27 protein-coding genes are annotated in these 25,496 nt (G+C 40.0%); 2 read left to right on the top strand and 25 right to left on the bottom strand.

The window, feature by feature from the left end; translation table 11 throughout:
- Window positions 1–160: 160 nt before the first annotated feature.
- A complete protein-coding gene (locus tag DWW10_RS14165; protein ID WP_004326735.1) occupies window positions 161–562 on the top strand; it encodes a DUF3127 domain-containing protein in 402 nt (133 codons plus the stop codon).
- A gap of 41 nt (window positions 563–603) precedes the next feature.
- Here the strand turns inward: DWW10_RS14165 and DWW10_RS14170 are convergent, their stop codons facing one another.
- The 15 genes from DWW10_RS14170 to DWW10_RS14250 all read right to left on the bottom strand — a co-directional run bounded on the left by DWW10_RS14170 (window position 604) and on the right by DWW10_RS14250 (window position 13,884).
- Complete coding sequence (locus tag DWW10_RS14170; RefSeq protein WP_005794364.1) at window positions 604–1,167, bottom strand: DUF6549 family protein; 564 nt, start codon at window positions 1,165–1,167, stop codon at window positions 604–606.
- Window positions 1,164–1,871, bottom strand: a complete 708-nt coding sequence (locus tag DWW10_RS14175) for a hypothetical protein (RefSeq protein ID WP_005794365.1) — start codon at window positions 1,869–1,871, stop codon at window positions 1,164–1,166. Before DWW10_RS14175 ends, DWW10_RS14170 begins: the two co-directional genes overlap by 4 nt.
- 28 nt (window positions 1,872–1,899) lie before the next feature.
- On the bottom strand, window positions 1,900–2,316 hold the full coding sequence (locus tag DWW10_RS14180; RefSeq protein WP_005794367.1) for a hypothetical protein: 417 nt from the start codon (window positions 2,314–2,316) through the stop codon (window positions 1,900–1,902).
- Window positions 2,294–2,761, bottom strand: coding sequence for a hypothetical protein (locus DWW10_RS14185; protein ID WP_118487093.1), 468 nt, complete (start codon window positions 2,759–2,761; stop codon window positions 2,294–2,296). The genes DWW10_RS14180 and DWW10_RS14185 overlap by 23 nt, the downstream gene beginning before the upstream one ends.
- A 27-nt stretch (window positions 2,762–2,788) precedes the next feature.
- Entirely contained in the window at window positions 2,789–3,052 is a 264-nt protein-coding gene (locus tag DWW10_RS14190; RefSeq protein WP_004326738.1) for a hypothetical protein, read from the bottom strand.
- Window positions 3,053–3,054: 2 nt separating this feature from the next.
- A complete protein-coding gene (locus DWW10_RS14195; protein WP_118038030.1) occupies window positions 3,055–4,230 on the bottom strand; it encodes a hypothetical protein in 1,176 nt (391 codons plus the stop codon).
- Between the two features lie 6 nt (window positions 4,231–4,236).
- Complete coding sequence (locus DWW10_RS14200) at window positions 4,237–4,632, bottom strand: hypothetical protein (protein WP_005794372.1); 396 nt, start codon at window positions 4,630–4,632, stop codon at window positions 4,237–4,239.
- A 15-nt stretch (window positions 4,633–4,647) separates the two neighbouring features.
- A complete protein-coding gene (locus DWW10_RS14205) occupies window positions 4,648–5,136 on the bottom strand; it encodes a hypothetical protein (protein ID WP_259320491.1) in 489 nt (162 codons plus the stop codon).
- 245 nt (window positions 5,137–5,381) lie between these two features.
- The gene (locus DWW10_RS14215; protein WP_005794376.1) at window positions 5,382–6,197 is read right to left on the bottom strand and encodes an RNA-dependent RNA polymerase family protein; all 816 of its coding nucleotides are present in this window, start codon (window positions 6,195–6,197) and stop codon (window positions 5,382–5,384) included.
- Between the two features lie 516 nt (window positions 6,198–6,713).
- Complete coding sequence (locus DWW10_RS14225) at window positions 6,714–8,033, bottom strand: hypothetical protein (protein WP_118487095.1); 1,320 nt, start codon at window positions 8,031–8,033, stop codon at window positions 6,714–6,716.
- Between the two features lie 20 nt (window positions 8,034–8,053).
- On the bottom strand, window positions 8,054–9,076 hold the full coding sequence (locus tag DWW10_RS14230; RefSeq protein WP_005794381.1) for a hypothetical protein: 1,023 nt from the start codon (window positions 9,074–9,076) through the stop codon (window positions 8,054–8,056).
- Window positions 9,060–9,293, bottom strand: coding sequence for a hypothetical protein (locus DWW10_RS14235; RefSeq protein WP_005794383.1), 234 nt, complete (start codon window positions 9,291–9,293; stop codon window positions 9,060–9,062). Before DWW10_RS14235 ends, DWW10_RS14230 begins: the two co-directional genes overlap by 17 nt.
- A gap of 1 nt (window position 9,294) precedes the next feature.
- A complete protein-coding gene (locus DWW10_RS14240; RefSeq protein ID WP_005794386.1) occupies window positions 9,295–10,500 on the bottom strand; it encodes a hypothetical protein in 1,206 nt (401 codons plus the stop codon).
- Entirely contained in the window at window positions 10,497–13,367 is a 2,871-nt protein-coding gene (locus DWW10_RS14245) for a hypothetical protein (protein WP_005794390.1), read from the bottom strand. Before DWW10_RS14245 ends, DWW10_RS14240 begins: the two co-directional genes overlap by 4 nt.
- 4 nt (window positions 13,368–13,371) lie before the next feature.
- Window positions 13,372–13,884, bottom strand: coding sequence for a hypothetical protein (locus tag DWW10_RS14250; RefSeq protein ID WP_005794392.1), 513 nt, complete (start codon window positions 13,882–13,884; stop codon window positions 13,372–13,374).
- 471 nt (window positions 13,885–14,355) lie between these two features.
- On the opposite strand from DWW10_RS14250, the gene DWW10_RS14260 reads away from it, so the two are divergent.
- Window positions 14,356–14,937, top strand: coding sequence for a hypothetical protein (locus DWW10_RS14260; protein WP_005794395.1), 582 nt, complete (start codon window positions 14,356–14,358; stop codon window positions 14,935–14,937).
- Between the two features lie 113 nt (window positions 14,938–15,050).
- Here the strand turns inward: DWW10_RS14260 and DWW10_RS14265 are convergent, their stop codons facing one another.
- The 10 genes from DWW10_RS14265 to DWW10_RS14310 all read right to left on the bottom strand — a co-directional run bounded on the left by DWW10_RS14265 (window position 15,051) and on the right by DWW10_RS14310 (window position 25,495).
- Window positions 15,051–15,482 (bottom strand): hypothetical protein, encoded by a 432-nt coding sequence (locus tag DWW10_RS14265; protein ID WP_004326765.1) that lies wholly within the window; start codon window positions 15,480–15,482, stop codon window positions 15,051–15,053.
- A 9-nt stretch (window positions 15,483–15,491) separates the two neighbouring features.
- Window positions 15,492–16,217: a KilA-N domain-containing protein gene (locus DWW10_RS14270; protein ID WP_004326766.1), complete on the bottom strand. Its 726-nt coding sequence runs from the start codon at window positions 16,215–16,217 to the stop codon at window positions 15,492–15,494.
- A 9-nt stretch (window positions 16,218–16,226) separates the two neighbouring features.
- The gene (locus DWW10_RS14275) at window positions 16,227–16,541 is read right to left on the bottom strand and encodes a Rha family transcriptional regulator (protein ID WP_005794398.1); all 315 of its coding nucleotides are present in this window, start codon (window positions 16,539–16,541) and stop codon (window positions 16,227–16,229) included.
- 596 nt (window positions 16,542–17,137) lie between these two features.
- Window positions 17,138–17,650 carry a hypothetical protein gene (locus tag DWW10_RS14280; protein WP_005794401.1) on the bottom strand — a complete coding sequence of 171 codons (513 nt, stop codon included), beginning with the start codon at window positions 17,648–17,650 and terminating at the stop codon, window positions 17,138–17,140.
- Window positions 17,647–23,124 (bottom strand): tape measure protein, encoded by a 5,478-nt coding sequence (locus DWW10_RS14285; protein ID WP_118487097.1) that lies wholly within the window; start codon window positions 23,122–23,124, stop codon window positions 17,647–17,649. The genes DWW10_RS14280 and DWW10_RS14285 overlap by 4 nt, the downstream gene beginning before the upstream one ends.
- A gap of 17 nt (window positions 23,125–23,141) precedes the next feature.
- Entirely contained in the window at window positions 23,142–23,363 is a 222-nt protein-coding gene (locus DWW10_RS14290) for a hypothetical protein (protein WP_008775833.1), read from the bottom strand.
- 62 nt (window positions 23,364–23,425) lie between these two features.
- The gene (locus DWW10_RS14295; protein WP_004326772.1) at window positions 23,426–23,884 is read right to left on the bottom strand and encodes a hypothetical protein; all 459 of its coding nucleotides are present in this window, start codon (window positions 23,882–23,884) and stop codon (window positions 23,426–23,428) included.
- A 101-nt stretch (window positions 23,885–23,985) separates the two neighbouring features.
- A complete protein-coding gene (locus DWW10_RS14300; protein WP_004326773.1) occupies window positions 23,986–24,549 on the bottom strand; it encodes a hypothetical protein in 564 nt (187 codons plus the stop codon).
- Window positions 24,550–24,572: 23 nt separating this feature from the next.
- Entirely contained in the window at window positions 24,573–24,968 is a 396-nt protein-coding gene (locus DWW10_RS14305; RefSeq protein ID WP_008775834.1) for a hypothetical protein, read from the bottom strand.
- Window positions 24,965–25,495 carry a hypothetical protein gene (locus tag DWW10_RS14310; protein ID WP_004326776.1) on the bottom strand — a complete coding sequence of 177 codons (531 nt, stop codon included), beginning with the start codon at window positions 25,493–25,495 and terminating at the stop codon, window positions 24,965–24,967. Before DWW10_RS14310 ends, DWW10_RS14305 begins: the two co-directional genes overlap by 4 nt.
- Between the last annotated feature and the right edge of the window lies 1 nt (window position 25,496).

A 25,496-nucleotide genomic window follows, 5' to 3' on the forward strand; every position in this document is an offset into this window, starting at 1 on the left:
TCCGAGAATCTATTAGGAGACAAACGCTATCAGTGTCAGATTAAAAGATTTGGCATTTGGTGGAATGATGAAAGTTTCAGCACTAAAGAAAGAATGTTAGATTATGCCCGTAAACTTGAAAAGGCCGGGCATATAGTGTTTAACTATTTATAAGCGAACAATGAAATTAGAAGGAAAAATTATTGTGGCACAACCGATACAATCGGGTGTCTCAAAAAATGGTAACAACTGGCAAAGACAAGATTTCGTTTTGGAAATTCCCGGCCAATACCCTAAAAAAGTCGCTTTTTCAGTAATGAATAGCAATATTCAGAATTTTGGATTAGCAGTCGGGCAAGACGTTGATATTGAAATAGATATTAATGCGAATGAATGGCAAGGAAAATGGTTTAACTCCATTACTTGCTGGAAAGCAACACTCCGTAATCCAGGACAGCCTACCGCAGCGCAACAGCCCCAAACTTATTATCAGGGGGCATCATCCACCGCGGCACCCGTACAAACTGCCATACCTCAACCGCCAGTGGATTTTGGGGAACAAAAAGACGATTTGCCTTTCTAAAGAAAAAGGAGAAGGGAGCATTTCGGCTCCCTTCTTATTAATTAATGTTCCACCTTTACAATTTCATTATAAACGATTTTGCTTCGTGGGTTATGATTGACTATCGTTTGTTTATACCCCTTTGTCCCCCATCTCCACCATAGGAACCTGTGTTTATATATCCGGCTTATCGCACTTGAAAGACTGTCTCTCACTTCATAAGTAAATGTGCTGTCAGGAATATTTGCATAAAAATCCACCCATTTATCTGAATAATTGAAACAGCTGTCTTTCAGAACAAATACAATACTGTCTTTAGTGACAACTTTTGTGGTTGTGATATATTCGACTTCTTTTGGACGCAGATTCAATTCTTTTATTAGTTTTGCATCCGCACTCCGCAGCTCTTTCAATTCTTCTATGTTAAGCCGTAAAACATGGTTTTCAACCACATTTAGACTATCCCTAATCTTATATTCTTCAAGCCCAGTACAGAGACTTTTCATATTATCTGAAAGTCGGGCACTTTCCTTCTTCTCTTCCTGCCACAACCGGTACATCAAAAAGGTTGCCGCAAGGAGTAACACAAAGATTACTCCTATACCTATCTTCAATCTCATAATCAATCTGTATATACATTTTTACCAACTTCCGCAATAACTACCCATGCACCATTACAGAAACCATATATCTTACCGTCATTCTCCGGCATTTCAGGTATTGTATTAAGTTTTGTTTCATTGGCAGTGGCTTTGCTAAGAGCTGTTTGAGCTGTACTTTTTGCAGCATCAGCCGTTGTTTGTGCGGTCACGGCCTTTCCATCAGTAACAGCCAACATTCCAGTCAGAGTTTTTTCATTGGTTACTCCTGCAAGGAAGGTTTCAATTTCATTGAAGGTGTCAATGGCCGTAGTCGCATCAACAGTACCAACCAATTCATCCAAAGCGGTCTTCACCGCATTTATGGACTGTTCCAGTTGGGACTCTGCCAGTTGAGCACGTCCGCTTTCTGCTAAAATATCCGATTTGCTCGCACTGCTGCTACCATCAGAACTTTCCAAAAATGAAGATGAAATAGGAAGTTCATTACATCCTACCATAACATATTGTCCGGCTATCAACCCGTCGACATTCATATCACAGAACTCTCCAACCCCAAGTGCTGTTTTGTAAGGTACATAATCCTTTCCATTAGAACTTTTGTACACAACAACTCTGTTGTTTGCTGCATCTCCAAAATTGATGCTAATAGCAAATTTCCCAGTAGATAACTGTATAGGTTGGCTTTCGTACCAATCCTCTTCTTTAAGAGTAAAATTCAAGTTTGCCATATCTTCTATGTGTTTATATGTTTGTTTCCTATATCAACTCCCAACCTTTCCTTACCTCATCCATGTTTGCAGGAACACCATTCTCAACATAACTCATTGCAGCCACCACCGCAATAAGTTGTTCCCGGTTGTTTCTGTTCAGAATTGTATGACGAGATATGCCTGAACGCTTTTCGACTGTGGCAATATACACTTCAGTATTGTTCTCACATGGCGGTGCCCATCGCATAATAACATCTTCAAGTTCATTGGCCGTGCCGTCTTTGTCAGTATCATACTTATTAAGAATATAAGTTTGAAGAGTTTTAAAAGCAGCACGATAACCGTATGCCATAGTTTTAAACTGAAAGAAACTTTTATCTGTCTGTGTTGCAGACAACCCCTGCCATTTCGTATTATTTCTCCGTATATTTAACGGATTATTATTCCGTAGTCCCCGTGTCATTTTTATCCTCCTTTTCTTTTTGTGTTTCAAACAATATTTGTGCGGCCAGTCGTGCTATATCGTCCTTATTCTCAATGATTATACTCATGGTCTTTTCCGCTTTCCGAAGCTCGGCCTTTTCCCATGATTTCTCACGTACCGATTTGAACTCACAGAAAACGCAATAAACCGCCCATAACATAGCGAATACTGGAAATGGAATGACGATGCAACATATAAGGTCAATCATAACCAGTGTCAGAAACGGATTAAAATATTTCTTCGCTTTTGTCGCTGTCATTTTGTACTTCTTCGAGGTACGAAGTTCCCCACGCTGTTTGGCCTTCTGAATCCCCGAAATAAAATCTATCCCTATTGCGATTATGATAGCTGTCATACTTACCGCTATCAAAACCAAATGTAAAAACAAATGGTCGTGAATGAATGTTTCAATAATGTCGTTCATATCCTTTTGTGTTTGCGTTTATTATTTTTATTCCAATAGTAATTTGTTGATAGCATCAATAAAGGCTGGGGAACATAAACTTGCGTATTCCTTAATCATATTACACTCTTCATCGTTATACTCAATTTCTCCATTGGAGTTGAATATTTTAAATGCGAGGGCATGAGCCTCTATTCCCCTGCCAAGTTGATAAATGATATTGGCAAAATCCTTCTTGTAGTTCTCAACGGAACATCTCGTCTTATCAATATCAACAAATATCTCAATTCTTTCAAAATTTATCCTTTTCATAATCACTTCCAATCATTATCATTTGAAGCACCGAACATCAGTCCTCTTCCCAACCAGTCAGAGTTCGGTGACGGATACATAAAATTCACCAACTGCATACAATGGTGCATGGAACCGCCATTCAATGTTTGCTTTGTTCCATTCGCATATATCTGAACATTATTATAATTGTCATTTGCATTAACCACGAATATCCTTTGGGTGACGGCAAGACTCAAAAGATAACGGTAGGTTACATTCGATGTTATTCTAAATATAACCGTATCAACTGGAAAACCCGAAGTTTCACCGTTATAATCGTATCTTGGCGAATAGCAAGGAACTGTATAATAAGTTTCGTTAGCAGAGGAAGTCCCGGAAGTCAAAGGTATATAAGTACCGGTTTTATCAGCACCTTTTGTGTACACATAGGCATAGGAGCCGTAAACTACCATAATGCTTCTTTCCCTTGCGCCAAACACGCCTCTACACCATAAGTCAGAAGTGTAGAAACGTAATGACCGGTTATCCTTAGTACCTTGATGATACATATCACCATCAAACCACATTCTTCCATCACTTCCAAAGCTGATTCCTCCAACCGCATCACCAGCAGCATTCACGCAATTCAACCTTGTAAAAGAGCCTGATACACCTTTCAATGTACCTTCAAAAGTGCTGTCACCTGAAATAACCGCACCAGCCGCATAGAGTTTCCCTGCTATACTCACCTTATATGGCGCATCAGTCGGTGTTGTAGCTCCAACCCATAACGGATAGTCACCACCAACAAGACCTGCTGCAACCGTTTTATTATCGCCCTTCATTATCAAAAGCTGATTACCCTGCATGAACCGTAGAATAGCATTTTGAGCCATGATAAGCGGAGTGTACACTGGCACCAAAGAATTAAACTTCTGCCAATAAGTTGTATTTGTCACCGGAATGGAATCACTGGACGTATGAGTTTTCAGACATTTATACGCATTAAACGTATTAGCACCGGTAGTCACAATTGCAATATCCAAGTACCGGGTACCGGAAGTCAAAGCCTCGTCATTGCGATACTCTATGCCTTTAGCCCATTCGGATTGTCGGAGAATACAGCCTTGCAGCCCGTTTTTCCCCGGTTCCCCATTAGTACCGTCAATTCCATTTTTGGCCTTTCTTCGTATTAATATATGCCCTTGCGCCTCCATACCGGATTACTTCAATTTTGCTAATACTTCTTTTGCGATCTCCTTAGCCTTGATACGATAACTCTGATAATCAGTGTATTCTTTCAGATATTCGGCACGCTTACCTTCGTCAAGTTCCGAAGCCATATCACGTGCCATTTCCAAGTTGGCGAAAATGGCATCACGTTTATTCGCATCATAACGTTCCATGATAATGGCACTTACAATACTGTCATAATCATGTTCCCCTTCAACATCCACGTTTTCACAGACATACTGGTCTTCAACCACCACATCTTCCGAACCGGCCTTTTGAACAGCTTCTCTTCTCTCAAAGTCGAAGTAAATGCGTAGCAACGCACCTTCAACTACAAATTCAATACCAGTCGGCAGTTCTCCTACAAGAGTTCCATAACTTTTCATAAATTACCTCCATTTTTATAATTTTTCTTCAAAATAATAAGCACTCTTCCCGTCACCTAACGAACGCCGCTTGACAATCACATTTTCCACTGGAAAAATCTTCTGACCGTTATTCTCCGCTTCGCGAGCCTGATCCAACACATCTTTCAGATTGTAACAGTTCGTTATGAATTTGCTACGTTGTCCGTTCTGTTCAAAAAGAACACAATATCTACCTTCACCTTGCTTTGTCTTCACATTCGTTTCAAAGTCCACCACTGTTATAGGGACATTGAGAATATCCATCAATCTTGTCTCTTTTACATCGAAGAACTTCTTTCCGTCCTTTGTTCTACCACTCTGTTTGATACCTTTATCTGCAAAACTCATATCATTATTTGTTACTGTTCTCCATAAATTCTTACAATCTCCCCACTTACACCAGCCCCAGTATGAAGCTCGTATCTCGCGGTTACGTTTCCGGCTTTTTATTCGTTTCACCTTTCGGGCAAAGTTCTTTTTCATATTTTTACGCATCCGAACATTATCTTTCGTGAAGCAATAGCCCAAAAAGTTAATCCTTCTTCCTCTTACTACGTTTTCGCTTTCTATGCTTTTTGTTCCCATTTTTTGTTTCTGTTCCTATCGGAGCAATACAACTGTTTGCTTTAACTACCAACCCAACTTTTGCACTTTCCCGTTCATACGCACGAATAAGAAACAACGCTTCGGCCTTAGAACGAGCCAGCATAACATTATCATCGCAATATCTATGCAGGCATTTGACACGATATTTCTCCTTCATTGTATGATCTATCCGGCTTGCCGCAAAATTCCCGATAGGTTGGCTTGTAAATGCTCCAATCGGAACACCTCTTCTTCCGTTCAACTTCATTCTCCAATACGTCAACTAACTCTGTTCCGCTGTCATACGATAAAACAGCTATCTCGATCAATTTAATAAATCGTTCATCTTTGAATTTCCTTCTCAATGCAGCAACAATAAGCTCATGAAGAATACTTTGATAGAACTTTTTGAAATCAGTCTTTACGAACCATTTGTATTCCGGATACCGGTGAAGAAAACGTTTCATTCTCCTTACTCCAAAATGTAATCCCTTTCCCTTGATACACGCACTTGTATCATAAATCAAATTTCTATAAACATCTTCTTCAATCACCCTCATAATTGCATGGTGCAATATACGCCACGGGAAATATTTCTGTTTGACAATATCTCGAACCTTTCCTGCATCACTTTTTACTCTCATTACGCTATAATCCGGTGCCGGAAAATCCAATGTCAGGATCATCAACTGCAAAGCTCGGAGGTCTTCTTCCGGGTGTAGATTATGCCGCCTGATAAAGCGGTTTTTCTTAACCTTCCCATCTTGTGCTTCTTTGTCCGCTTCACGTAAATTATTTATCTCTGCTATACGTTCAAGAATATACCCGGCTCTTTTAGATTTCTTTCCACCGTTTGCTTCTATCCGTTTATTGTCAGCCTCTATCCTTTCCGCTATAATTCTATCAATTTCATTATGCGATAGACTCTTCCAATCAATATCACTTCTTCCAATATTCACTGCTGCTTTGTTTTAAAATTTACACCATACTTCCAATTTTGTCTTGTTCAGACTATTTTAATTATTCCGATAACTGCAAGCTGTTTTTACTTGCTTGAATAATTCGCCCGGAGCTTTCGAGAACCAACCTACTAACACCGCTTGTTGCCTTTCGCAAATTGGGCAACCTTTCCGCATTCTTGATTTTCTGACATCGTAACCAATTGATTACTACGTTGCAACGATATAAATCCTGCAAGGTCATGGCTCGGAGAACTCGCAGATTACTCTACGATAAATAAGTATGGCGAGAGCCGATATTCGCATTCGAGTTCGACCAATCGTTATTCGAGTTCGCATAAGCGAGGCCGCAATTCGCACCGTTATTCGCATTACCGCCCCAAAGAACCAGCTCTTGTTCCCCTCTGCCAACCGTCCACGCCTTTCGGCTTTCGTCCCGTTATCCGTTGCCGTAAAACGAGAAGGTGGACGGGTTTTAATTAATTGAAATTCAAAGAACTAATATTTCAAAATCTATTATGCAGCCATCAAAGATGCACCGCTAACAAATGTTAAATTCCCAAAATACGCAAGGCGAGAGCCGACCGACGCATACGAGTTCGACCAATCGTTCCTCGAGTCCGCATAAGCGAGGCCGCAACCCGCACCGTTATTCGCATTACCGCCCCAAAGAACCAGCTGCCCAGTAGTGTTTGCCCATGAATAATCAGCCCAATAAGAAGTGCTGTTTCCACCAATCTTTTTCGGGAAAATATCAAAATGCTCCCCAAGAATTATTTCCTGCACTTGACCGGAAGCTGTCTGACGGGTAGCTTGTCTGTATTCACCATTTGGATGCGCAGCTAATTCAGCAGTAGTCGGTAAACGGTTTCCTTTGTAAATGAAAATTTCCGTTCCACTTTGAGCACTATTGTTGGAACTACCGCAAAATACTCCTTGCAGAAATTCCCACTGCCACCCATAAGGATCTTCTATACCCATCATGTTCACCCGTGAACAATCCACTCCAGTATTACTTCCATTCACCACAGAAATAGCTATTTTGCCCCAATTGTCACCGAGACTCTTTGTTGCGCCAGTTTGCAATGCTGCCGCAGCAGCCCACAAGTCTTTACTGGAGCTACCACCCACACCATAACCAAGTTTGGCTTGAATATTGGTATCTCCGTACTGGGACAGCCCCAACATCATAATAAGCTTTCTCTGATCGTAATCGGTCAGTCCCCATTCCTTACCGTTCACTTGTGCAGCATTCCAAAATGCGTTGATTGTCTTGCTGCCTGCCGGTGCAACTCCTGAACGTGAAACAAGTGCGCTACCTGACATGGAGCCTTTGTATGCACCGATACAGTTATACATTCCACCATTTGCCCCACCAATAAACTCACCGCCAATAGGTAGCATCGAGAGCCATAAGACTGGTACACCACTTACACTGTCAGTCTGTACACGATAATACAAACGTGGCCCTATCCACATCACATGCCCTTTGGTTTCATCCACCGCAGTACCATCAGCAAACACCGCACTATTGGTAGGGGACATTTTAGCAGCCCTTCCATCATTCGTTACGAGATAACGGCCACAATACAACTTGTATTCTGTCCATGCGGCTGTATTACCTATCACACCATAGTTCGTGCTACTTTGGGTTGATTGTTTGATTGGAATCCCCCAAGCCACCTGCCTCAACATTTGTTCGTCACCATTATTAATAGCATTCATGAAGTTTTCCACGGTAATGCGTCTGACACTACCACCAACTTCCACCAATACTGTATTGGAACGCAGAATGGAGGTCACCAATGTTTCATTTCCTAATCCTTTAGTTGCCATAATATTATTTTGTTTTTATGTTAATTAAAATGACATTCTGCCAAAACATCAACATCATATTGAGTCCCGTTTCTGTCAGTTTCCGTTGTTGTTACAGATATAGAATTTGTTGTAGAATGTTTCAAACTCTTCCAGTTTTCCTTATCCATCACATCCATAGTCCACGATGCGGAAGTAGGAGTATAAGTTGACCCCGTAGTCATATTTACAATCTTGGCACTTACTGTAACGGGTTGTCCGGTATCAACCTCTTTGTTGGAAGAAGTTATATAACATACAATTTGAAATTCATCTGCCGTATCAATGATACGTACCCCGGCACGTGCTATCGGTTGTGAAGCACTTGAAGACTGATAAACTTCTGCTATGAATAACTGGGTACCGTCCACATCACCACGGGTAACAGTTACACTTTTCTGTCCGTTCTTATCAGTCCAAGCCGCCGTGTCCTTATACCATTTTATATAGTAATCGGTAATGGCATTGGCACCGGCATACAGCTTGGTAGTCAGAGTACAACTTGTTACTTTGCTTGTTAACTGTTCGGTACTTGCAAGAATAGCAAGATAGTAAGAGCTGGCTCCCATATTCTGAATGGCAATAGGCAGTTCCCCGGTCAAATTATACTCAACACCTGCCGTAGAAGCGACACATGAATAAGTCAATGTATCTCCTGCAATATTCGTTTTGCTTGCCAAGTTTCCGACAATTTTAATGGCACCGGTACTGGTATTCAAAGAGAATTTGCCCGTACTGTCTTTTTTCCAACCTCCACTTTCCGCACCGTTAAAATTTAAAGCCACTCCATTGTAAGCCCAACTATGACCAGACAAACTGACCGCCAACCCACGTGCCGAAGTTACTTTGGGTGTCCGTACCGGCTGATTCGCAGCTATACTCCAATCAGGAGAGACAGCCCCACTTTCTTCATCTACGGCCTGAAACAATGGAATGCCATTATTTTCAAAAGTCAGCATCAGGCTGTCATTGGAACGAAGACGTTTAATCGTGATGCTATTTTGGGCACTATAATTTTCTGCCATATTCCCAACCTCCTTCTGATATAATTTGATTCATGCTTGTATTAGTATAAACGATACCGTCCAACAACAGTATTCTATCTTCCAGTTCTCCATCAAGAGAAGGCAGGCACATTACCTCCTTTTCATTCAAGATGATGGATTCTCCCTTTACCAAGTGCCCCAACAACAGAACCCCGGCATCCAAAGCCTTTTCCTTATTTGCTACAACATACCTCATATCAATTATTTATATATATGTTCCCGTTACTGTCCGTATATTCATTTGTCCCATCAGTCAATACAGAGAAAGCCTTTTTTTGCTCGGCCTTAATGTACACGTCCAACCAATCGTCAAGATAAGTTTCACCAATACCGGTTCCATCCAACATTATCACAGTTTTTTCCCCCTCCTGCCATTGTACCCCGGTCTTATTTGCACTGTCCGTAAACCATACCATGCGGATAATCGGTGCCGGTATCGGCACAATTTCTCCATTCCACTGTACCATAGCTATATTCCTATGCAGGATTTCATCAGGATTGATGGAAGCCTGACTTGCCGGTATGCACGTAAATTTTGGATAAACACGATTGACGGAGAATTGCTGTCTTGCAACCTCCTTTCCACCAACCTTCACCAACAGCAAGTAATCCCCCTTCTCGACCAAACGCAAGTCCATTATCAGGCTGGTTAAGGACAAAGCCACTATTTCATGGTTTGCGGTAGTCAGCATTGTTTGACTTGATATGCTGTTCACCTGATAAAGTTCAATTGTATATCCGGTAGTTATTTTATTCACTCCCTTTGTTACCATAAGTGGAATGGTGCGCTCGTATGAATTTTCATCCAAAGCTGCATTCCTATTGGCCGTAGATGCGGAAATCAAATTGTTGGCTACCTTGTAATCATACAACAAAAGCTTGTCAAGAAATGGATTGTACTGGATTATCTGACTATCCCCAATAGACAAACCGTAGGTATCTTCACTCTTATCTACCGTTGTCAACATGATAGAGTCAGTCTTAACGGGAATATTCACCCCAAGCCGGGTATCAGCTATCAGACCTTCAAAATACAACTCAAAACTTTCACCCGGAGCCACATTTCTGCTTATGGTAATGGCACCGCGTGTATCTCCAACCGTATCTATACTGTACTTCCCATTCCATGAACTGATTGCAGAAATATTCTCTCCATTAGCAAACCAGTTCATTTCTGCCAACAAAGAATTAACATAAGGCATATCCCAGCTACCGTCAGCGGCATTCGCTATGACTTCCGGTAAAATCACCAGCGGAGTAACCCCACGGTCAGGATCATATTCATTTGCCACCGGATTATAGACCTGATTGGCCGGACTGTTCGGTGTCATTATCTTCAAGCTTACTGCAATCGTAAGCGGTTGAAACTCTTTTCTGATTCTTTTCTTTTCACTCTCTATCATATCGTCACAATTGCTTCTACTGATGCAGTATCATTTGTTGCCGTTATGGTAAACAAGGTACTTACCACTGTTACTGAATTATTTCCTAAATCACTAATTTCCTTTGTGTTATGTATCGTTATTGAACCGTTGAAATCTTTATGCTTGATATTCCAAGCTTCATCATCGGCGGTATCTCCACTATCCCTTCGGATAGCCCATTGTCTAACTGTGTCTGTAATATCCTCCCAACCTTTAAAGACCTTGCAAGTAATTTCCATTGATTCACCATAAGCAAGAAAATTGTCACCTTGCGTATCAATCTCAATGCGTACTGGTGCATCTATCTGTAACTGTTCGATTGTGCCGGTCATATAAATGTTATTCAGATAAGCGGAATAACCGGTCATATCCAACCCGAAGATGTTGAGATTGCTCAAATCCCCATCCTGCATTGCAACCATACTCTTTGTAAACTCCCAGTCATTTACCCCTACCAAGAAACGGCGGTATGTCCTCGTCTCATAAGCGGAAGTCTGGCGTTCCTTGTTTGTAAAGTTGCCATAAGCGACAAAATGCAAAGCCTCACACGGATGGAAAGAATATTGCCAACGATCAGAAACACCACGAAGCACATAGCGAAACCTTTTGTTTGTTCCGGCATCCAATATTTCTGTAATACGAAAATAGATTGTACAGAAACCGGCAAACATACGGTTGCCACGGCTATCATCTATATCAGATACCGCATTATTCCCCGGCGTTTCATAGTCATGGAAATACCCCATGCAAATATCATCCACAGCCACAGCACCTATTTCACCGTCTTGTAATTTCAAACTTATTGTCCCGGAACGTAGCAAGTTACCATCAGCATCATAATCAGGCTCAACACTCTCTATAATTCCAGCACCGGGAGAACGCCATTTGTCACCAAGCACAATTTCAGCACGGTTAAAACGCAATTCCGGCACCTCTAAAAACCTGCGTAACGTGAGGCTTTCCATATACCCACGTCCCATGCTGTCTATTTTCGCCCCAAAGCCGGTCAAACCCTCTGCAAAACCGCTTGCACCAAAGATAGCACCGGCTAAGAAGCCGATAAGCCCAGCTGCCGTATCATTGTGGGTGCGCGAAAGAAAAAGCTGATTGCCCAGTGAACGGATGATAGACTGTATCTGTTGGGTATTCAAGCCACCGGTTCCCTGCCCACCACCTGCAATAGAGTCTATCTGATTTTGGATTTTTTCAAGCGATCCAACAGCCTTTTCCTCCCGAAGTGTCATAGTGTACTTCGGTATCATATTTTCTCCCTCTTTGATAATAAGGGTATCAATAATGATGCTGCCTTCAATACCAAGATCGCTATCAGTGAATAGCATCAAGTCCCCTTCTTTCAAAGTATCATGTATGCTTGCTTCCCCCCTTGCAACAGCCTCATCATGTTGGCGTGCCATGAAAATATCATCCACCTTCGGTTCATACGAATAGCGCACATAGTCATTCTTTGCAAGATATTTTTTCGCGGTAGCAAGCAACCGTTGTGAAGCGGCCTGAATATAAACGTCCGGCATATCAATATAAAGCAGGACAAACTTGTCACCGGACTTTATATTGTAATCCTTGTATGGGAAATATAATTTCAGACTTTCATCATATACACGGTTACAAGTCAGCACATATTTATTGCCCTTCTTCTCACATTTGGTTATTTCAAAATCCCGGCCACCACACATGCCGTTTTTCATGCTAATGGTGGCTGTTTCAGAAGTTAGGTAATCGTTTATATTGAAACCAACATCTTTTAGCGTTATTGTAAAAGGTGGGACATCTTCACCTTCTTTCAGGCTATCCATTGTACCATCATCTGTCAGTTGTTCGGCATCAGCCACTTCGTCAAGATTGCCATTATCCCCGGCATCCAACGATACATAAATACCTGCATCTTTCAACTGTTCGGCGGTCATACCTTCCATTGAAGGACATATTTCTTCCAAATCACCGGTACCGTCAAAATAAACACTCCCTTCCCGAATGCCAAGCACAGCAATATTCTTGCTGTCAATATATGGATCAAGCGTTGTCTTAGGAAAATCAGGTAACATCAGATTTTCCACGGCCATGTTATTCGGCAAATAATTGGTAAGAGAACTGTTTGAGAGCTTATTATAATACCGGTTAGGCATATTTCTTGTACTACCGTATGCACGCAATCGCGTAATAATCTGTTGATCCGCATCGGCTGTACGTTGAATTTCGTACAAACCGTTTCCACGTCCATACTTGAAAATATTGCCCACAGCAATACCGGCAGTACCGATTGTTATTGTTCGGCCACGAATAACAAAGTTCGCACCAAATTTTGAATTGAGCAACTCCAATGCACCCCATACCTTTATATTGTTCACATCAATGTTTACATTGGTAGTGCTCACATATTCAGGGTGTACGACAACCGTCCATTTTTGTGCTCCGGTATATATACGGTCAAGATTTACTTGAACACGGTCTGCCAAATCTTGTATAGACGAAGCGAAGAAACTGAACTTTGGCAAAGAAGTGAAGTGTATCTGATTATCACTTTTCACATAATCAAGAAAATCACATCGCGTCAATTCATCTCCCGGCCAGTTAAACTTTATGTTATCATAAACAAACGCTTCTCCCGAAGTTTTTCTTGCCGCCTTTTTTAATGCCGTAGGATCATAGTTTATCTCAAACTTCTCGCCACGGTACATAACATAGTCACCTATCTCAAAAAGAATGGGCACGGCACTTTTCAGAGTGCTTGTCACAAAACATGCACCCATCCATGTACCATTATACTCCAAACTTTTCAGCGTACAACGTACCGTATTGCCAGTTTTATCATAAACCTTCCATGCCATACAGCTATACTTTTTCAACCAATGCAACTATCTTTGTCGGTTCCGCAACACTATACGAGGGGATTATTTGAGTTCGAGGATCAGTTACTCTAAATTTTACCGGGAAGGTCAAGACTTCATCCATATTGGACTTGTTAAATTCAAAATCTCCAACCTCCAGTAAGTAAAGTCCTTGTCGCCCGATACCCGTGTGCGAGTTATACATTTTCAAGGTGGCACCGTCACCATTCTCCCCCGTGAGATAGTTTTGAAAGGCCATAATTTTATCGTATGCAGTACCCAAATCCCCCTTATAACACATCTCGGCTTCCAAGTCGTATGCCTTTAATAGCAGCTTATCGGGTATGTAAGTATCTTCACCGTCTTCATCCGGCCAATCCCGTTTGGGTAAATCTTTCGTTTCCCCACCCGGCTTGAACGGAAATTCAGTGCACACAATTCCAAAATGCACCAAGCTGTCTTTGACCGGAGCATTCTCGGTAGTTTTCTGCATCAAAATAGAATACGGTTCGTTCATATACACATATAAAAAAAGAGCTTGCCGCAGAGATATTTAGTCTCCACAACAAGCTCTATGGCCTTATACTTTAATCTTATTTCAACGCAAATATAATTGTATTTTCTATATAATCATAGAAAATAATACCATAAAAGTATTTTTTAGTAGATTATTATACTCAACCCCTAACTTGCTTCCACGTGTATGTTGAAAAACATAAAAAATATCATTTGTCATAATTTTATTTATTAATACTTTTGTATTTAATTATAAAAGAGGTTATTATATGTTAGGAGTTTTAGTTTGGATAGTAGTGATTCTTCTGATCTGCTTTAGTGTTACTGGGTGGCATTGGATTATATTTTATGTAGTCATACTACCATTTTCAACATTGCTATTTTTCTTCTATGTCGATTTTCCCGAAAATCGTTTTAATATAAAAAGATTCAAGAATGACATAAAATATTTATTAAATAAATTACATAAGAAATGAAAAAAAATATATTATTCTTTTTGCTTTATACTATTATGTGTTTTACTTCCTATTCGCAGAACAAACAGATTAGTTATTCATCTGTAAATGGGCTTGTAACTTACGACAATGGTTCAGGTACGAAAGCCGATATTGGTGCAAAATTATATATTATACCATGTAAATATTTCAAACAAGATATTGAATTAAAAAATGACTCTATACAAATGGGGTATGAATCTTTGTTACAATACATCAAATGGAAAGAACTTGTTGGGCAAGAACAAGCAATAGCCAAATTAAAAGAATATGACTTTTACATTTCCGCTGAAGAACAAATTAGGAGAGAAGGTGAATTAGCTATATGTTTGGTTGATATTCTCAAATCAAATAAAGTAAAATATAGTTGTACGATTGACAATACGGGAAAATATAAAACTACAATCCCTTATGGTAATTATTATTTTATATTTAAATCCGCAAATAAAAGCGTAGATAAGTCTATACTTAATGGTCGTGGAACATATAATATCTATAAAATCAAATTATATTCTAAATATAAAGATATTAGTACGTCTTTTAACGCTGACTACCATTAAATATTGAGCTAACATAATCTGGCTAATGTTTTCGCGTATAAATTATAATTAGGCTGGCTCCAAAGTCAGCCCAATTTTATTTTGTGCATTTTGCCACTCTTAGCCAAAAGTATTCAGCTTTCGAGATATTTGTTAAGCGCATCTCTCAATTTACGAATTTCATCATTTGAAGATACTATTTCGGATATTTCATCTTCACATGCGCAATCGCACATTGAAATAAGCATACCTTTTATGCCACCTCCCTTTTCTATTTTAGCATCTTTTGAGAACATTTCTATCGGGAGAAACTCGACTACCCCTCCGCTGTCAAAACTTACCGAAGCCGCAGCGTTTTTCTTTTCCCATTCCTCCACCTCACTACATGACATATAAGCCGTTTGACAATTTTCTAATTCTGGCTTCTTTTGCTCTATCATATCTAAATAGAACTGTATAGCCATTAAACCTTTCTCTGTTACCGTATTGTCTTTTGCAATAAGACCATTTACTTTGAATGTTTCTACAACGCATTCTTTGTTGCTCATAAATTCTACTAATTCCATATTGATTTATTATTTATAGTGGATAAAATTTGTATTTTCTTGCTGTAATTGGAACACGGCAGGATAGTTCCTTTTTGAATATTGTTTTCTAAGGTATGATATTAAATTATCGAAGTTGGTAATGAATCCCTCGTTGATTAAATCAGCCACCTTCTTTTCAAGCTGCCACAGTTCGCGTTGTTTGCTTTCATCACCCTGCTTGTTGCGAAGCATTTTCTCATGTGAGTTAAACACAACCCAATTCAATGCTTCCCCAACCTTTTGCATTGCTTTCGGCATAAACTCTTTAGGAACTATCTTCTGAACGGCAGAGCCAAGTTCTTTGTAAGCATCCCCGGCATCGTTTCGATAGCGAATCATTTCATCGTACACAAACCGTAATACTTTGACTTCAAAAGCCGGATTTATCCACATAGCAAATTTGATAAACAGAAGCGGATTCATCCAAACTTTATCGGGTGTTTTGCCTTCTTTCGTATTTCTACCCTTAACTTTTATAAGTAGTTGATTTTCACCAATGAGCATTTTTGCTCTATGGCTTTCATCCTCTGCAAGAGCTTTCAAAAACTCTGATGTATTATCAGATTCTAAGAATTTACTCATTTGCCTTCTCGGATTCCCTTCTACATTATTCCACTGCCGAAGCAATTCAGTTCCGTCAAAATAACCATCACTCGTGCGCTGAACCACAGAAAAACTATCAATGTATCGCACCATTTCTTGATTTGTTTTCATATTATAAATTTAGATTTTACTTAACAAAGATTTCTCCCTTTTACGGGAAAGTTCACGCTTGTTTTCTTCAAGTTCTTCCCAACGATTAATAATTTTGGCTCGTAAGTTTGCATCATAACCACTTGCGAGAAGAAGACAATCCTTTTTGGTGAGAATGTAACAAGACACTTCTTTGCTTCCACCGTTTGGCATAGGTTGAGGTCTTGATGATAATTCAAAACTGAATTGTCGTCTATCTTCCAGTTGTTCAAGGATATTGCGAATATCTCGCATTACATTTGAATGAGTTTTGCCCGTAATTTCTGCAATCTGTAAGGAGGTCATTGTTCTTTTTTTACCTTTTCCCTCATCAATAGGTATTAACTGATTAAAATTTTCCATATCTTTGCACTATAAAGTTAATGTTTTCCCCATCAGCGGCTCGGACATCTCCGCTTTTGGGGAATTATTTTGTCCGATCTTGTAGTAGGCAGGGAATCGAACCCCAATACGCCATTACTCGTACCTACTGAACCCTCCTTAATATAATAGTCACGCTTGACATAATAGTAAAGAGAAAGGGCAAATCCCGATGAAGCTTAATGTGGTTGTCTGCCTCAAAGAGAATGCCCTATAATATTTTACTCCAGTTCATGACAACCACGTAATGAACCTTACAACATTGTTTCCAGCGCAAATATAAAGACGATATTTTCACCATACAACAACCTAAAAATCAATAAAATAAATTCGGTAAACATCAGTAACAAACGGTAAGAATCGGTAAATAAAAACAGTTATATTTACTCTAAAATTTAGACATAATATAAATAATGCGCGTATCTACCGTATTGTGGCGAGATGTTGATTGTCATTTATGATACCGTTCAAATAATATAGGAATATAAAAGGCTATAAATAAGGATGTTGCAAAACACATGTTAATCCCCATTCATTTTATATCTTACCATGACATTGCCATCGGTTTCAACTTTACAGTTTCCACCATGAACATATACATAAACTTTAGCCACATCGCTTTGCCTTACATGTAGTTTAGCCCGATCATATACACTTACAAAAACTTTGGCACAATCCTCCACTTCAAGAGTCAATTCACTATCATGCCGCAAATGGAGAGTAACAACTGTAAATTTACCGAAAGAAAGTTTGCCTGAACATTTACCGTTCAGTACATATACACCATTGTCGCCTCCGATTACTGGTTCATCAACAAAAATATGGTTTTGATGAAGCAGACTCCGGTCAAAATTGCCTTTTATATATTCCACCGTCGGATAATCGTGTTCAATACAAAAATCAATGCCCCGTATATACATTCCGATCAATTCTTGCTGGCTTTTATTGTTTTGCCAGTCACCTTGCCATTGTGTGCAGAGGCCATACGATACGGCATGGCCTCTCAATTCACTATTCAATCTGTTCATAATCATATATTAAACTTGTTTACACCGTTTATATTCCTATGTAGTATATCCCTGATTTCTTCCACAAATTCCACATTCTTTGCTGTATTTATCTGTATCATTGTCAGTTGTTGTAATTGTGCTTGTGCTATTACATTATAGGCCGGGAACAATTCTTCAACCAATCTGCGCACATACTCCCGTTTAACACTCACGTCAGCCCGGATTGCATTTATATAAGAAGCCAAAAGGTTAGCGGTATTTTCAGTAACATTCTGTATGCCTTTAGATAAACCACTTCCACTGTCTTCTTCCTCTTCCTTCATACTGATACCATATTTCTTTTCCATATAGTTATTCAGTTTGTCAAGCATGGAATAGTAATCATCGGTTTTCTCACTTACCCCCATTAGATAGTCCGCAATACTTTCCAACTCCTTTTCGTCAAGAGAGAAATCCTTGCCGAAATAACCACTCATTCCATCCTCACCGAAAAGCATCTTTTGAAGCTGTTGCATGGCCGGTTCCAAAATACTTATTTTGAGAATGGAGTTCATAACATCACCCATAATGTCGGCAACCTTATTTTTGAAAGCTTCGGCACCATCCTCGCCTTTCTGCCATGCCTCATACAAGGCATCTCCCAGCTGTGAAGCCCAGTCTTTCAAATTAATGCCATAAAGAGATTCAGCCGTTTCTTCGGCAAAATCCTTTATTTGCTGTTTCATCTCCGCAATCTGATTCTCATAATCAGCCACTTTGCTATCATCCGTCTTCTTCTTGTCAATTTCGGCTTGCCGTTGTTTCTCCAATTCTGAAAGTTGTTCTTGCATCAAGGCACGTTGATACCCGTATGCACCACCTTCATCGTATGCCGAAACACGTTTTTGAAGTTTTTCCGCTTCCTGCTTATATTTCTGCAAAGACATCAAATCGAAGATGTTGATCTTTCCCTTATTGCGTATTGCCCCAATCTGATTATTTAATTGATTCAACCGGGTACGGTCATTTTCTGCATCTACAAGTTTTAGTTCCGTGCCACTGCCCAAAAAACGTTCAAGAATACCGTCAATTTGTTCGTATATATATTGCAACTGTTGAGCACGAAGTTTACTCTTTTCAATAGCCTTATCGAGTTTCTTATCATGCGCTTGTGCTATCTTCCCAATCCAATTTACAGCTTCACCAGCAGCGGCAGCAATACCACCAACGATTCCACCTTTGGCGAATCCCTGCCCGATATTGCTTATAGAAGACATGGCATCCTGCACATTACCCATCGTGTCGGCCATACCCTCATTGCCCAAAGCATCGAACATGGAAGACATCTGTCCTGCAAAATTGCCGACAAGATCAGCACTTTCAGCGGCACTTTCTCCCAACCGTCCGATTTTCTTTTCCAGTTTGTCGCTGTCTTTTTCAGAAGTAAAAAGTTCTTTTACATTCTTCGCTAAGGTTTTGAATGGATTTACAGCCAACTGTGCATCTTGCAACTGGGGGATGGCTTTTATCAATTTATCCAACAAAGAATAAGCACCCTTAACATTTTCAATACTACCATCATCTTTCGTAAAAAAAGAAGTAAATCCATTGGGCTTTCCATCGCTATCATAGGAAACCTTTGCATTATTCTTGATTTCCCTTGCGATACGTTCAGCCTCTTTCAAATCAGAGAATGAACGTTGCTCTTTATCTCCAAATATTTTCTCCCATTCAGGTAACAATTGTAATAAGGTCGATTTTAATTCAATCAGCTTCTTATTATATTCATCAAGATAAGCCTTCTGAACATTGTTTAGACCTGACGTATCACCAACCAACTCCCCATTTTTTCCGACACTTAATCCAGTCTTTGATGCGTACTGTTCACTTAATATTCGTATCTTTTCTATCGTTGATCTTGCATTGGCAATAACCTTTGTATCATCAAGTGCAATACTTACCTTATCTTTCTCAAATGCCTCTTTAGCATCCTTCCACACCTTAAAAAATTGCTTATATAATGGGCTGTCTTTACCTCCTAATATACTTTCTGCTTCATCGTCACTCAAAGTGAATGGAAGATCAACAGCCTTTTCTTTGAGTTTCTTTTGTACTGTATCTATTAAATATTGCGCTTCATTCTCATAATCAGTCAAAAAACCAAAAGCATAAGTTGAAGCATCCTTCTTACTTGCACCGGCATTGATAAGCTGCTTGTATATATCCCATTTCTTTGAAACATCAGACACGTACCTTTCAAGTTCCTTTGTGGCCTTATCCGAAGCTTCTTTCATAGCGTTGGCATCAATATCCAAAAGCACTTTCCGTATAGAGACTTTCAATTCCCTACGCTCTTCGGTCTTATCGTCAAGCTGGTTAAGAATCTTATTCAATTCATCCCGATAATTTACAATATTCACCGGTTCTTTACCTTTAAATAAGGAATCAAAAATACCCGATTCTTTAACCTTGCTGGCAGCTTCTCCCTTTCCAACAATGTCAGTCCACTTCTTATATTCAGAATATGCCTCCTTTAGTAAGTTTACCCGTTCTTTCAATCTTTCGGCAAAGGCATCCTTTTTGCTCTTATCCTTATTTGGATCAGTGAGAGAAAAACCGATTTCTTTAGCTCCTTTCTCACCGGCTTGCATTGTGTCGAAAGCCTTTTTATAATCTGATACAATTTGCTTCTGCCAGTCGGGAAGTTTTGACAAGTCAATAGCTCCAATACCTGACAAATCTATTCCGGCTTTAATCAATACCGGCTTCAATTGATTTGTTGTCTCTTTAGCTTCCTTGTATCCTTTTTGTATTCCTTCAATGATTTTCTCTGAATCTGTGGAAACCTTTATTTGGGCTTCAAATTGCCCATCTGTGGCTTCATTGAACTTTTTCTGCAAATCAGAAAAACTTTGACTGGCTTCTGTATATTCAGCATTAATCTTGATATTGAACTCTTCTTCAAGAGTCTTCTCGTTAAAGAAGTCTCGCATATATTTCGGCATCTTCTCGAACGTATCAAAGAAAGAACTTATATCCAAACCGATAGCTATTTTCTGCGCATCACTCAAATTCTCCAAATCCCAGCCGGCAGCTTTCAGCCTCGACTTGTACCCAGATAGGAAGTCCTTCATATCCGGCAATACATCTTCCATATAAATACGCTTAGAGTTTTTCCACGCTTTCCGCAATTGAAAAATATCATCTCTATATCCTCCAGTGAAAGGCAACTCATTATTCAGGCTGGCCAATGCTTTGGGGTATTCTTTGAGAATGGATAGCTGTTCTTTCAGCGGTTTACCCGAAGCGGCTTTGGCAAAATCACCATGTTTGGCTATAACTTTCTGCATGGCGGTGGAATACTCGATATAGCTGCCTGACATGCGGCCAATAATTTTGTTTACCCGTTCCTCCGCATCAATGTAGTCATTGATATTTTCAAGAAAACTGTCATCAAAATAACCGTCAGTCGCTTCATTGGCATGTTCAGACGTACCTTTTATGGCATTCAACAATCTATAAGCCTCTTTTGTATCATTCAAAGCATTCCGAAGCAATATATATTGTTCTGCAAGGCTTTTAACCGTATTTCCTTCATCATCAGTCTTAAACGTTTCATTAAAAGTGTTTGCCCAAACTGGAGAATAATCCTTTAATGCTGTTTTCATTTCTTCAATGGAAGAAATCAGTGAGGCATCATTCGCCTTAAAAGGATCAACATCAGCAAATTTTTGAGCTTCTTTCGTTAAATTCTTGAAACCGTCTTGTGCTCTTGTTGTCAGCTCGGAAATACGCTCGTTCATTTCGTCAGCCTTTTGCCCGGACTTATACCATAATTCAGCAATGGCAGTAAGCCCAGTAAACAAAAGCATGTATGGATTAAAAAGCAAACCTTTTAATGCAACTCCTACTTGTTTTATACCATAACCCAATGAGATCATGGCTACACGCCATTTACTTGTTGAAAGTGCAGCCGACATTTCAGCACGAGATATACCAAGTACCTGCACAATATGACCGGCTTGTCCTGATTTCAATTTTCCAAGTGCCATTAACCGCAAGGCATACTCCTTAGTTAAAGCTCCACTACTTGCCAACGCTTTCCAATCTGCGGTTGTCATAGTATTACTTGAAGCTATAAGTCCTTTTTCCGCATTAGTAAGTGTACGATAACTGGATGCGACAACAAGATTGGCTGCTGCCTTTTGCTTGGCAGCAAGCGTACTTTTTATAAGAGCCGCACTTTCATTCCCAATCAAGCGGTTTGCGCCAAATGTAGCTACCTTATATACTCCAAAGGCTCCAACGGCAGCTTCGATAGCCGGTACAACTTCTTTCCAATTTTGTGCAAGGGTGGTAAGGCTTTCGGCAGTCCATTTCAATGTACTACCCGTTGACTCCGCAATATCACCAAGCATAATGTCAATCGCATCAGCCAAGTTCTTCCATTTGGACTTAACTGATTCTGAAAGAACTTCCTGCATGTTATTAAACATACCACCATCATCCGTAAGTTCCCAAAGAACATCTTTTACATCCTCAAACGTAACCTTCTTTTTCGAGATCATATCAAGCACTTCACCGGCACTGACAATGCGGCCTTCCAACTTACTGAATCGCTCGGCCAGTTTATCCACCATAGGAATGTTCGCTTCCGTCAATTGTCGTAATTCCGTTCCTTTCAAGAATTTAGCAGCCTTTATCTGACCGTAGGCCAATATGATACGTCCCATATCAACACCTACACCGGCTGATATATCAGCCAGCCTTTTCATGGTATCATACAATTCATTGTATGGTATAGAATACGCGGAAAGTTGTTTGGCATACTGATTCAAGTCCATAACCCCGAACGGAGAAGCAACAGCCAGTTTCTTAATCTGATTGAATATGGTTGTAGCTTTGCCTTCATCTTGCAAGATAGAGGCCATTGCAATTTTCTGATTCTCCAACTCACCACCAATATCAACCACTGCACGTAAGAAATTTTGTGCCGCATAAATGGAGTATAGCCCCAAAAAATCATTTCTTAATTGTCCGACAATACTCAACTGGCTGTTCATTGCTCCATTCATATTGAGAGTGGCTGTCATGTGCCGCCTTGCTGCATTGGCTGATCTCTCACGGGCATTAGCCAAATCCAGTTCCGCTTTGGCGGCACGGGCGGCTCTTTGTCGCGCAAGCTCACGTGCAGCTGCGGCAGAAGCCTCCGCTTTGGTTTGAATGGCTGCGGCTTTGGCGGCGCGTAAATCACTTGCTGTAAAGTTTGTATTCAACCCGGCGGCTTGCAAGGCGGCACGGACAGCTTGTGTGGTACTGGCCTTATCCACTACCACATTGATCTTAAACTTCTCACTTTGAAGCAAAGTCTTCATATCGCCAACCAACTTCTTCTTGTCAAAACCCACATCAAGTTTTGCCTGCAAGTCTTTGGTGATTTCCGCTTTCAATTTTTTACGTTGTTCCGCTGTCTTATCACGGAACAGTATATCAAAATATAAATTACCGAGATCAGCCATATATTATTGTGTTTGTGTTACTTATAATCATTAATGTTAATTGCTGTTTCTCCATTGCCATACTTATCTTTCCAGCGTTTGGCAGCATCCTCTATTTCGCTTACGGAAGGGGATTTGAAGTTCTTCGTATCGTGCTTCTTTTCCTTGTTGTCCTTGTCACAATCTGTAACCACAATAGACACATCCATTGCCAATAGTTCAATTTGTGCATTTGTAAGTACCCAATAAATACCAAACAAGGGCTTGCTTATTGGAATCCCAAATACTCTCAAAGGCTCTGTCAGCCACGGATAGGACTTGCCTATTTCCCACGTTTGTCCGTAGCTGGTTCGTGAAGGATATGCTCTGCTTCCTCTTTTGTCATTGTCATCATCGTGTCCTTCATCGCGGTCAGATATATGGTAGCAGTCAAGTAGTCTTCCACTGGAATTTTTTTTTTGCCGACGGCTATAACCTTCATCAGCTCATGATCTCCATATTGTTTGATATAAAAGAACCATCGCCACAAGAAAGGATAGAAGAACTTGATCTTCCAATATCCGTTCAAAATGATAGCGGCTGCACATTGGCAACTGATCTTATCATCATTTCCCGATTTCTGCATGGTACTGGTGAATTTGCGTATAGTCCCTCTTTTCAGCCATGAAATACCATATTTCTTTCCTCGGACTTCCACATAGTCCACACTGTCTTCCAACACATCATTCAATAGCCTTTCATCCTCCGGTGTAGGAAGTGTTATGTCATTCTTCTTTGTCATATTTTATCGTGTTTTATACGAAAAAAGGTGGTGGCCGGTATCAAGTAGCTCACCACCTTTTCGCTGATATGAATTTTGCAAAGTGTTATATCCTAAGTTTTTTATTCGGACACTTTTTTACGTAAAATGTAAATAGAGGCACCCTTAGCATCATTCAACGGAGAAACAGATACATTAAAGTACCCCGGCTTATCCTGCTCGCTGACGAAGTTGCTATACCCCTCAACATTCGGTAAGAACAAGGCTGTTTGACGGTCTTCACTACGCATGAAGAGTCCTCCGATTACTTTCTTCGGTTCGATATTGTAACCTTCACCTTCATAAGTCTCACCATCAATGGTAGCAGTCATAGTCACCGTTTCCGCTTTCTTGTTCAGTAACAAGTCATTGATCTTTCCTGCCACGGAAGGTACTTGAAACTGAATATCGGAATCTCCAGCATTAGCAATAGAAGTCCAAGTTGCTCCGGTTGTCAACTTGATCTTGGAAACATCGGCAGCTCCGGTATCAAATGTAACTCCGTCAGAGAGTACCGGCAGCTCCATATCAAAAGCCGCTAAAGTTGCGAGGTCACTATTGACTTTGGACACATAATAAACCTCCTTCATCTGATTAAAGAGCACCTTTAACTCTTCCAGTTTGGTAGTAATAGAAATCTCTGCCATAATCGTATCTTTTTAAGTTTGTGTCATTTGTTTATTATTAGCTTCGCTTGTATTATTAAGGAATGAAAACCGAGTCCGTCATTTCCTCCGGGAAGCAATCGTGGACTTACAGCTGAAAACAATTCCGTCACTATTGGAAATTTTGAAACCACTTCCATTTGCATTTCATCCAAACGGACTGTATTCTCAATACCGTTTGAGCGATCATGCGCAAAAACGTTTATCTGACAGTAAGTGTCTTGGTAGGTACTTCCTTTATCTTGGATAGTTTGTGGCAACCGGATAACAACAAAGTCCTTCATCGCCTTTTGTTCAGCAGCCGGACGATCTGTTATGAAAACCTTTTCACCAATGCCGGTTACTGCATCAGCGATTTGTTTTAATATATCCATACGTCTATAAACTGTCCGTCCCATCATTTCATTGGTTTAAAGTTCTTGAATAATGTATTTTGTGCCCTTTGAAATGTTCCGGTCAGAACATCTGCATTCAACACATTCTCCAAATAGGTTGAATATTCAGTACCCGTGCACATTACTATCTCAAATCCTTTACGTGATTCCGACTTATATCTTTTCAAGAAATCAAAGGAGAATGCTTCGCCATAACCTTTATCAGTTTCTATTGTTCCAGTAAAACGTCTGTTCTGATTATCATAACTGACACCTACAAATGTTTCACCTTTAGTCAGCTTTACTCTCACCGGTTGTTTCATTGAATCTCCACTACAAACGAAATAGGAAAATCTACCGTCCATGAATAATCCGCACGCATAACTGGTTATTGTATTACCCGTAAGATTCCGAAAGCCTGACTTGTTATCAAGTGCATCTTGGATAAGTTCTTCACAGCATTTAGTCAAGACATCAAAGATATATCCTGAAACAAGCTCCTTTGCCTTCCTTATTCCTTCATCAAACAATACTTCATTGCTCCGGTTATCCATG

Origin of the sequence: Bacteroides intestinalis, assembly GCF_003464595.1 — a bacterium.
Taxonomy (GTDB): Bacteria; Bacteroidota; Bacteroidia; order Bacteroidales; family Bacteroidaceae; genus Bacteroides; species Bacteroides intestinalis_A.